The organism is Exiguobacterium sp. KKT215, from assembly GCF_055635335.1.
Genome location: NZ_CM145756.1, coordinates 2314205 through 2322500, shown reverse-complemented (window position 1 = coordinate 2322500; position 8296 = coordinate 2314205). Strand labels below are relative to the sequence as shown.

General features: G+C 49.6%; 6 protein-coding genes, 14 tRNA genes and 2 rRNA genes (1 of these 22 only partly in view). 21 read left to right on the top strand and 1 reads right to left on the bottom strand.

The annotated features are described in order from the left end of the window. From ACZ2GZ_RS12110 to ACZ2GZ_RS12035, 16 genes are all read left to right on the top strand, one after another. A 23S ribosomal RNA gene (locus ACZ2GZ_RS12110) occupies positions 1–1265 on the top strand (it extends 1649 nt beyond the left edge of the window). 98 nt (positions 1266–1363) lie between these two features. Beyond that, positions 1364–1479 (top strand): 5S ribosomal RNA (rrf, locus tag ACZ2GZ_RS12105). 8 nt (positions 1480–1487) lie between these two features. After that, positions 1488–1562, top strand: a tRNA-Asn gene (locus ACZ2GZ_RS12100). 13 nt (positions 1563–1575) lie between these two features. Then, positions 1576–1666 (top strand) — tRNA-Ser (locus ACZ2GZ_RS12095). A 19-nt stretch (positions 1667–1685) separates the two neighbouring features. Next, positions 1686–1760, top strand: a tRNA-Glu gene (locus ACZ2GZ_RS12090). A 17-nt stretch (positions 1761–1777) separates the two neighbouring features. Further along, a tRNA-Met gene (locus ACZ2GZ_RS12085) sits at positions 1778–1851 on the top strand. Between the two features lie 7 nt (positions 1852–1858). Continuing rightward, positions 1859–1934: transfer RNA gene (locus ACZ2GZ_RS12080), tRNA-Asp, on the top strand. A gap of 27 nt (positions 1935–1961) precedes the next feature. Then, positions 1962–2037, top strand: a tRNA-Phe gene (locus tag ACZ2GZ_RS12075). Between the two features lie 3 nt (positions 2038–2040). Next, a tRNA-Tyr gene (locus ACZ2GZ_RS12070) sits at positions 2041–2124 on the top strand. A gap of 3 nt (positions 2125–2127) precedes the next feature. Next, positions 2128–2198 (top strand) — tRNA-Trp (locus ACZ2GZ_RS12065). Between the two features lie 18 nt (positions 2199–2216). Further along, a tRNA-His gene (locus tag ACZ2GZ_RS12060) sits at positions 2217–2292 on the top strand. A gap of 6 nt (positions 2293–2298) precedes the next feature. Then, positions 2299–2373 (top strand) — tRNA-Gln (locus ACZ2GZ_RS12055). Positions 2374–2377: 4 nt separating this feature from the next. Then, positions 2378–2452 (top strand) — tRNA-Gly (locus ACZ2GZ_RS12050). An 8-nt stretch (positions 2453–2460) separates the two neighbouring features. After that, positions 2461–2534, top strand: a tRNA-Cys gene (locus ACZ2GZ_RS12045). A gap of 9 nt (positions 2535–2543) precedes the next feature. Further along, positions 2544–2624: transfer RNA gene (locus tag ACZ2GZ_RS12040), tRNA-Leu, on the top strand. Positions 2625–2784: 160 nt separating this feature from the next. Continuing rightward, positions 2785–3825, top strand: a complete 1041-nt coding sequence (locus ACZ2GZ_RS12035) for a DUF2332 domain-containing protein (protein WP_214714094.1) — start codon at positions 2785–2787, stop codon at positions 3823–3825. A 41-nt stretch (positions 3826–3866) separates the two neighbouring features. On the opposite strand, the gene ACZ2GZ_RS12030 is transcribed toward ACZ2GZ_RS12035, so the two are convergent. Beyond that, a complete protein-coding gene (locus ACZ2GZ_RS12030; RefSeq protein ID WP_214714064.1) occupies positions 3867–4526 on the bottom strand; it encodes a DUF6241 domain-containing protein in 660 nt (219 codons plus the stop codon). 294 nt (positions 4527–4820) lie between these two features. Between ACZ2GZ_RS12030 and desA the strand changes: the two genes are divergently transcribed. The 5 genes from desA (at position 4821) to trmL (ending at position 8271) form a co-directional block, all read left to right on the top strand. Beyond that, positions 4821–5840, top strand: a complete 1020-nt coding sequence (gene desA / locus ACZ2GZ_RS12025) for a Delta(5) desaturase DesA (protein WP_214714062.1) — start codon at positions 4821–4823, stop codon at positions 5838–5840. Between the two features lie 225 nt (positions 5841–6065). Continuing rightward, positions 6066–6136 (top strand) — tRNA-Gly (locus ACZ2GZ_RS12020). Between the two features lie 78 nt (positions 6137–6214). Beyond that, positions 6215–7363, top strand: coding sequence for a tRNA epoxyqueuosine(34) reductase QueG (queG, locus tag ACZ2GZ_RS12015; RefSeq protein WP_029595997.1), 1149 nt, complete (start codon positions 6215–6217; stop codon positions 7361–7363). Then, positions 7344–7787: a methylated-DNA--[protein]-cysteine S-methyltransferase gene (locus ACZ2GZ_RS12010; RefSeq protein ID WP_214714060.1), complete on the top strand. Its 444-nt coding sequence runs from the start codon at positions 7344–7346 to the stop codon at positions 7785–7787. The genes queG and ACZ2GZ_RS12010 overlap by 20 nt, the downstream gene beginning before the upstream one ends. Positions 7788–7797: 10 nt before the next feature. Continuing rightward, entirely contained in the window at positions 7798–8271 is a 474-nt protein-coding gene (gene trmL / locus ACZ2GZ_RS12005) for a tRNA (uridine(34)/cytosine(34)/5-carboxymethylaminomethyluridine(34)-2'-O)-methyltransferase TrmL (protein ID WP_021066740.1), read from the top strand. Positions 8272–8296: the final 25 nt, after the last annotated feature.

Sequence of the window (8296 nt, the reverse complement as noted above, 5' to 3'; positions counted from 1 at the left end):
AAACCGACACAGGTAGGCGAGATGAGAATTCTAAGACGCGCGGGATAACTCTCGTTAAGGAACTCGGCAAAATGGTCCCGTAACTTCGGGAGAAGGGACGCTTATGGCAACATAAGCCGCAGTGAATAGGCCCAAACGACTGTTTAGCAAAAACACAGGTCTCTGCTAAATCGCAAGATGAAGTATAGGGGCTGACGCCTGCCCGGTGCTGGAAGGTTAAGGGGATGTGTCATCGCAAGAGAAGCACTGAACCGAAGCCCCAGTAAACGGCGGCCGTAACTATAACGGTCCTAAGGTAGCGAAATTCCTTGTCGGGTAAGTTCCGACCCGCACGAAAGGCGTAACGATTTGGGCACTGTCTCAACGAGAGACCCGGTGAAATCATAGTACCTGTGAAGATGCAGGTTACCCGCGACAGGACGGAAAGACCCCATGGAGCTTTACTACAGCCTGATATTGAGGCTTTGTACGCGATGTACAGGATAGGTGGGAGTTTGTGAAGCCGGAGCGCCAGCTTCGGTGGAGACACCCTTGGGATACCACCCTTTGCGTATAGAGTCTCTAACTCGCAGCCGTGATCCGGCTGGAGGACCGTGTCAGGTGGGTAGTTTGACTGGGGCGGTCGCCTCCTAAACAGTAACGGAGGCGCCCAAAGGTTCCCTCAGAATGGTTGGAAATCATTCGAAGAGTGCAAAGGCAGAAGGGAGCTTGACTGCGAGACCTACAAGTCGAGCAGGGACGAAAGTCGGGCTTAGTGATCCGGTGGTTCCGCATGGAAGGGCCATCGCTCAACGGATAAAAGCTACCCTGGGGATAACAGGCTGATCTCCCCCAAGAGTCCACATCGACGGGGAGGTTTGGCACCTCGATGTCGGCTCATCGCATCCTGGGGCTGGAGTAGGTCCCAAGGGTTGGGCTGTTCGCCCATTAAAGCGGTACGCGAGCTGGGTTCAGAACGTCGTGAGACAGTTCGGTCCCTATCCGTCGTGGGCGCAGGAAATTTGAGGAGAGCTGTCCTTAGTACGAGAGGACCGGGATGGACGCACCGCTGGTGTACCAGTTGTTCCGCCAGGAGCATCGCTGGGTAGCTACGTGCGGACGGGATAAGTGCTGAAAGCATCTAAGCATGAAGCCCCCTCCGAGATGAGATTTCCCTTTGAGCAATCAAGAAAGACCCCTCAGAGACGATGAGGTAGATAGGTCATGGGTGGAAGCACGGCGACGTGTGGAGCTGAATGATACTAATCGGTCGAGGCTTTGATCTAGTCTAAGGTTTGTATGAATTGATGAGTCTTCAGTTTTGAGAGAACAATCTCTTAAAAAATATTGACGTTATGACTAAATAATGTTAATATAATACTTGTCTGGTGGCGATAGCGAAGCGGCCACACCCGTTCCCATGCCGAACACGGAAGTTAAGCGCTTCAGCGCCGAAAGTAGTTGGGGGTCTCCCCCTGTGAGGATAGGACGCTGCCAGGCAAGATCGTTCCGCAATAGCTCAGTGGTAGAGCAACCGGCTGTTAACCGGTAGGTCGTAGGTTCAAATCCTACTTGCGGAGCCACTTTTCTCTTTTTGGAGAGCTGTCCGAGTGGCCGAAGGAGCACGATTGGAATTCGTGTAGGCGGCAAAACCGTCTCAAGGGTTCGAATCCCTTGCTCTCCGCCAGTTTTTCAATCAATAGTATGGCCCGTTGGTCAAGCGGTTAAGACACCGCCCTTTCACGGCGGTAACACGGGTTCGAATCCCGTACGGGTCACCATTTAAATTTTATATCGTCGCGGGGTGGAGCAGTCTGGTAGCTCGTCGGGCTCATAACCCGAAGGTCGTTGGTTCAAATCCAGCCCCCGCAATTAGTGTGGTCCTGTGGTGTAGCGGTTAACATGCCTGCCTGTCACGCAGGAGATCGCGGGTTCGAATCCCGTCAGGACCGCCATTTTTTCAATTAAATTACTACATACACGGCTTTGTAGCTCAGTTGGTAGAGCAAAGGACTGAAAATCCTTGTGTCGGCGGTTCGATTCCGTCCAAAGCCACCATGTGGGGGGGTAGCGAAGTGGCTAAACGCGGCGGACTGTAAATCCGCTCCCTCGGGTTCGGCGGTTCGAATCCGCCCCCCCCCACCACTTAGGGGCATAGTTTAGCGGTAGAACTACGGTCTCCAAAACCGTCAGCGCGGGTTCGATTCCTGCTGCCCCTGCTTTCTAATATAATTATGGCGATTGTGGCGAAGTGGTTAACGCACCGGATTGTGATTCCGGCATTCGAGGGTTCAATTCCCTTCAGTCGCCCCATTTTATTGGGCTGTAGCCAAGTGGTAAGGCATCGGATTTTGATTCCGACATGCGTAGGTTCGATCCCTTCCAGCCCAGCCATTATGCGGAAGTAGTTCAGTGGTAGAATACGACCTTGCCAAGGTCGGGGTCGCGGGTTCGAATCCCGTCTTCCGCTCCATTAAATTTGGCGCCATAGCCAAGTGGTAAGGCAGAGGACTGCAACTCCTCTATCGTCGGTTCGATTCCGACTGGCGCCTCCAACATAATATGCCGGTGTGGCGGAATTGGTAGACGCGCACGACTCAAAATCGTGTTCCTCTGGAGTGTCGGTTCGACTCCGACCACCGGTATCCGTAGATCCTAGCTGAGGCTAGGGTCTTTTTTTTGTATGTAAAAGTTTAAAAATAAAGGGAAGTGAGCGATGCGTAAGGAATAAGCAAGGAGTGTACGATTGTGCAAGGGGATGAAGGGGGAAGTACATTGCCGACAGATCAAATCGCTCAAGCTTTTATGAGATTTGCTGCAAACGAGTGTAGAGGTTCGAGTGTTCTTTATGAATCATTGTCGAACGAGATAGCGACAGACGTGTCGATTCTCACATTATGTGAGCAAGCCAATCCAGGACAGCCTATTCCGAACCTGTTGTTTGGAGCAGTCCATTATCTGCTCTTGAGTGGGCACCAGCATCCATTAGGCGACTATTACCCAAGCGTGGCCATTGAAGCGAAAGAGGTAGATGAAGGACTATTTCCGAGTTTTCAGCAATTTTGCACAACTTATGAAACTGAGTTGGTTGCTCTCTTACAGACGAGACTCGTTCAAACGAACGAAGTGAGACGGTGTGCGTATTTATATCCAGTGTTCGGTATGATTTCTAGATACTCAAAGCAACCGTTGTCTTTAGTGGAGATTGGTACGAGCGCCGGTCTACAGCTCTTATGGGACCAGTACAGCTATCGATATGACGACAGCGAACTAGTCGGGAACGTCACGTCATCCCTCGAGATTTCAGCGGAGGTGATTGGCGAAGGAAGACCTCGACTGAATCTACCGCTTCCTCCAGTCCGGGAACGAATCGGGTTTGATTTGAATATCGTCGATTTGACCGATGACGATGAAAAATTATGGTTGAAGTCGCTTATATGGCCGGAACATACAACTCGTCTCGAGCTATTTGAACAGGCGAGTGCGTTGATCGGATCACAACCATTGGAGTTGATTCAAGGGGATGGAGTTCAATTATTAAAAACACGAGTCGATTCGATTGAAACGGACAGCATCGTCTGTATCTTCCATACACACGTGGCGAATCAAATGCCACTTGAAACCAAGTATGAGCTTTTGCGTCAAGTCGACTGTATCGGGGAGTACCGGGACGTCTGTCACATCTATAATAATGTCCAAGACAAGCTACTCCACCTCGATCTTATTATCGACGGCAGAAAGAGTGAGTTCGTGCTCGCCGAAACGGATGGGCATGGACGTTGGTTCAACTGGTTGTTACCGCCAGAAGCGCAAGAAAGTCTTAAGCGAAGACTCAGTAAGCTCTAACCTCGGTTAGAGCTTTTTAGGATCCATGAAAAAAAGAACCATCATGGAGAGGATTCTTCATATGACGTATACGTCGCTTCGTCCAAAGTATTTAAATAATCAGGTCCGAAATTGTTCAGGATAAAGAGTTCTTCTTCGTTCTCAGTCGCCAATCCGTTCGAGAATCCTCTGTTTGCTTGGAGGAAGTGCAACAAACGATCTTGTTCCTTGTCCGCTTGAGAGAAGTCACCTTGTGACCAGTGATCGAGCATCGTTTTCAATTCCGAGTACATACTGTCACCAATTTTGAATTTAGTTTTTAGGAGCTCCAAATAGTCAGTCGACTGTTGTATATTGTCTGGTGTCATTGGAATCGCACCCCATTTAGAACGGGCTGATATTTTTTGGTGTGTCATCAAGTGCATGCTTTTGATCAATTCAGTTCGACTTGGTTTCTCTTCATTGAAAGAGACCTCTAATTCAACACGAGTCTTTGCGGTGGAGTTGCCTCTCCGGTCTAATGGGTCTTCTTTAGATACTTCGATTTGTAATTCTTTGACGCGTTTGGCGTATTTGTCATCAAGATTCTCATTCTCGACACCTTGACTTAAGTTTTTATAAAACGTGTAGCTGATCCAAAAGACTGGAATGAGCAAGATGAGGACGCTCGTCGTGATGATGAGTCGCTTCGGGGTAAATACCTGTTTCAGTTTTTTGAACAATATCATTGCCTCCTATCTGTACATAGTTGGATTTTAACATACTTCAAATACCATTAATCCCATATAAGGAATTTATATGGAAAAATAGATAAAAGAAACAAAAAAATGATTTGATAACTCATTTTGAATGAACGTTTTTCCATCTGTGATGTGATATAATTACCTGGTAATAATATTTTATGATGAATAAATTCTAATGACGGTCACGTTGCTCGTCAATCTCATAGTGTATTTGGTTTCATATTTCATTTTTGTTGTCGTCATCGCTATTTGCAATTGAGGAGGAAGTTGTACATGAGTAAAGAAAAAATCGCCCAACTCCGAAAGCATGTCTCGCCGTTTGAAAAGGCCGATGTGAAGAAGAGTGTCCGGCAGATGATCAACACAATCTTGCCGTTTCTTGCCGCCTGGATTCTTGCCTATCAGGCGCTCCAAATCTCGGTCTTCTTGACCATTCCACTCGCCATCGTCGCAGCTGGTTTCGTCGTCCGAATGTTCATCATTTTCCACGACTGTACGCACGGTTCGTTTTTCAAGAATAAAAAGGCGAACGCCATCGTCGGGACGATTATGGGGATTCTAACGTTGTTCCCATATGAGAAATGGAAACGAGAGCATTCGATTCACCATGCTTCGAGTGGTAACTTGGACAAACGTGGCGTCGGTGACATTTGGGTCATGACGATTGAAGAATACGTCGAGGCATCGAGATGGACTCGATTGCAGTATCGTCTATACCGTAACCCGCTCGTCATGTTCGGTCTCGGCCCGTTGTTCTTGATTCTTATCACGAGCCGCTTCAACCGGAAAGATGCGCGTAAAAAAGAACGGAACAACACATACCTCATCAACGTGTCGCTCGTCGTGCTCTATGCGCTCGTCATCGCAATCGTCGGTTGGAAAGCGTTCTTGATCGTTCAAGGGACGACGATGTTCACAGCCGGTGTCCTTGGAATCTGGTTGTTCTACGTGCAACATACGTTCGAAGACTCGTATTTCGAAGACGAGAGCGAGTGGGACTACGTGAAAGCTGCGATCGAGGGAAGCTCGTATTATGAGTTGCCGAAAGTGTTGCAGTGGGTAACCGGGAATATCGGTTTCCACCATGTTCATCACTTGAGCCCGCGTGTACCGAACTACAACCTTGAACAAGCCCATACGTCGACGCCGCCGCTCCAAAAAGCGACGACGATTGGTCTATGGTCGAGTTTGAAGTCGCTACGCTACAAACTGTACGATGCTCAGAACAAGACGTTCGTCACGTTCCGCGATATTAAGCACTTGCTTCGGGAACCGAAGACGTCATCGTTGTGACGCACATTCCTGCCGACTTTGTCGGCAGGATATTTTTATATCGCCACAGCTATCTTATATTGAGATATGATTTAAAGAAGATAAATAAGGGAATTAGATGTACTCAGACAAAAAACATATAGACTTGATAAGCCATCAAAGAAATTTCTTTAAAAGTGTTGACTTCCGAAAGGTATAGATGTATATTGATTGTAGTCGCTTTTACAGCCGACTTATATGAACCATGCGGGTGTAGTTTAATGGTAAAACCTCAGCCTTCCAAGCTGATGACGAGAGTTCGATTCTCTTCACCCGCTTCATCATCTCTCTGCCGACTGGCGGGGAGATTTTTTGTATGCGAAAATAGGCATGAAAGAGGTGATTCGATGAACGGGATGAGCCCGGAAAGACTTAAACAGAAGATTGTGGCGTACGCGACGACGATTGGGATTGACGAGTTGAAAGTGACGACGGCCGACCCGTTCATCGTCATGAAGCAACGTCTCGTGAAGCAACAAGAAAAGGGATTCGCTTCGGGGTTCGAGGAGCCTGACTTGGACAAACGGACGACACCGACGCTGTTACTTGAAGAAGCGCAGTCGATTATTGCAATCGCCATCTTGTATCCGAGCAAATTGAAGGACGCGCCGCGTAGTGTGGCCGATGAGCGCCGCGGTTTGTTCGCCCGGGCATCGTGGGGGCTCGACTACCATCGCGCTGTTGGCTCGAGACTCGAACAATTGCAGGCGTATATTGAACAGCTCGTCCCGGGCGTCCGGACACGCTCGATGGTCGATACGGGAGAGCTTGTCGATCGGGCGGTGGCCGAACGGGCCGGAATCGGCTTCAGCGGCAAGAACTGTTCCATCATTTCGCCCGAGAAGGGGTCGTACCTCTATCTAGGCGAGATGATCCTGGACACATACTTACCACCGGATGAGATGATTGAGGACGGGTGCGGAGAATGTACGAAATGCATGACGGCATGTCCGACGACGGCGCTTATCGAACCGGGTGTGCTCGACGCAAAACGTTGTATCGCCTATTTGACGCAAATGAAGACGCTCATGCCACGCGAGTTCCGCTCGAAGCTCGGTGGACGGCTTTACGGTTGCGACACGTGCCAACAAGTCTGTCCGTATAATCGGAAGAAGGATTGGCGCCATCATGAGGAACTGCTTCCTGAAGCGGAAATCGTCAAACCGTTGCTCGTCCCGTTACTGAACTTGAGCAATCGGGAGTTCAAAGCGAAGTTCGGCCATCTGTCTGGCGCATGGCGCGGCAAAAAGCCGATTCAGCGAAATGCGATTCTAGCGTTGGCCCATTATCGGGAACCGTCAGCCGTGCCGGTGCTCGAAGACTTCATCCAACAGGATGAGCGCGAAGACATGCGGGCGACAGCGGTCTGGGCAATCGGGGCGATTCTTGGAGCCGAAGCCGAGACGATTTATCAACAGATCGAGTCGACGGAGACGTCGGAGCTCGTACATGAAGAGATTCGATTATTCCGAGAGGAGTGGAGTCATGAAGACCGTGTCATCTAAATGGGGAACATTAGGCTATGAATTGAACGCCAATGGAAAGCTATGTGCGTTAGACTTTGCGGAGACGGAAGCGGATGATGGTTCGGCACCAGCTTGGCTGACCGAACTGATCGAGCGTGTCGAACAAGACGGGCTTCAACCGTCTGACCGCGAGTGGATCGAGATGAACGGGACCGTCTTTCAGCAAGAAGTATGGGATGCGCTCTTAACGATCCCGTTCGGAGAGACGCGGACGTACAAACAAATCGCCGAACAGATCGGACGACCAAAAGCGGTTCGTGCGGTCGGCCAGGCACTGAACCGGAATCCGTTGCCCGTCATTTTCCCGTGCCACCGCGTCATCGGTAGCGGAGGACAACTGACCGGTTTCGGTGGCGGTATTCATCAAAAACAACGATTACTTGATCTCGAACAAGTGAAGTGAGGAGTAGATTATGGCAATCCATGTAGTAATGTTCCAACCAGAAATCCCGGCGAATACAGGTAACGTCTCGCGCACATGTGCCGCGACGAATTCGGTGCTTCATTTGATTCGTCCGTTAGGTTTTTCGACAGACGATAAAATGCTCAAACGAGCCGGGCTCGATTATTGGCAGTTCGTCGACGTGCGGTATCACGATTCGCTTGACGAACTGTGGGCCAAGCACCCGGACGGAGAGTTCTTTTACATTACCAAGTACGGGGAACAGTACCCGAGTGACCTCGACGTGTCTGCGGTCGACAAAGACTATTTCTTCGTCTTCGGACGCGAGACGAAAGGGTTGCCGATGGAAGTGATCGAGAATAACCTCGACCGTTGCATCCGCTTGCCGCAATCGAACCTCGTGCGATCGCTCAACGTCTCGAACACGGCGGCGATTATCGTTTATGAGGCGCTCCGCCAACAAGGATATGCTGGGTTGAAATAAAAAAGAGCCGGATTCGTGAGAATCT

Excerpts from the sequence above, each read along its gene's own strand:
- ACZ2GZ_RS12035 (WP_214714094.1), top strand. The coding sequence starts at position 2,785 with ATGAGATTTGCTGCAAACGAGTGTAGAGGTTCGAGTGTTCTTTATGAA.
- desA (WP_214714062.1), top strand. The coding sequence starts at position 4,821 with ATGAGTAAAGAAAAAATCGCCCAACTCCGAAAGCATGTCTCGCCGTTT.
- queG (WP_029595997.1), top strand. The coding sequence starts at position 6,215 with ATGAGCCCGGAAAGACTTAAACAGAAGATTGTGGCGTACGCGACGACG.
- ACZ2GZ_RS12010 (WP_214714060.1), top strand. The coding sequence starts at position 7,344 with ATGAAGACCGTGTCATCTAAATGGGGAACATTAGGCTATGAATTGAAC.
- trmL (WP_021066740.1), top strand. The coding sequence starts at position 7,798 with ATGGCAATCCATGTAGTAATGTTCCAACCAGAAATCCCGGCGAATACA.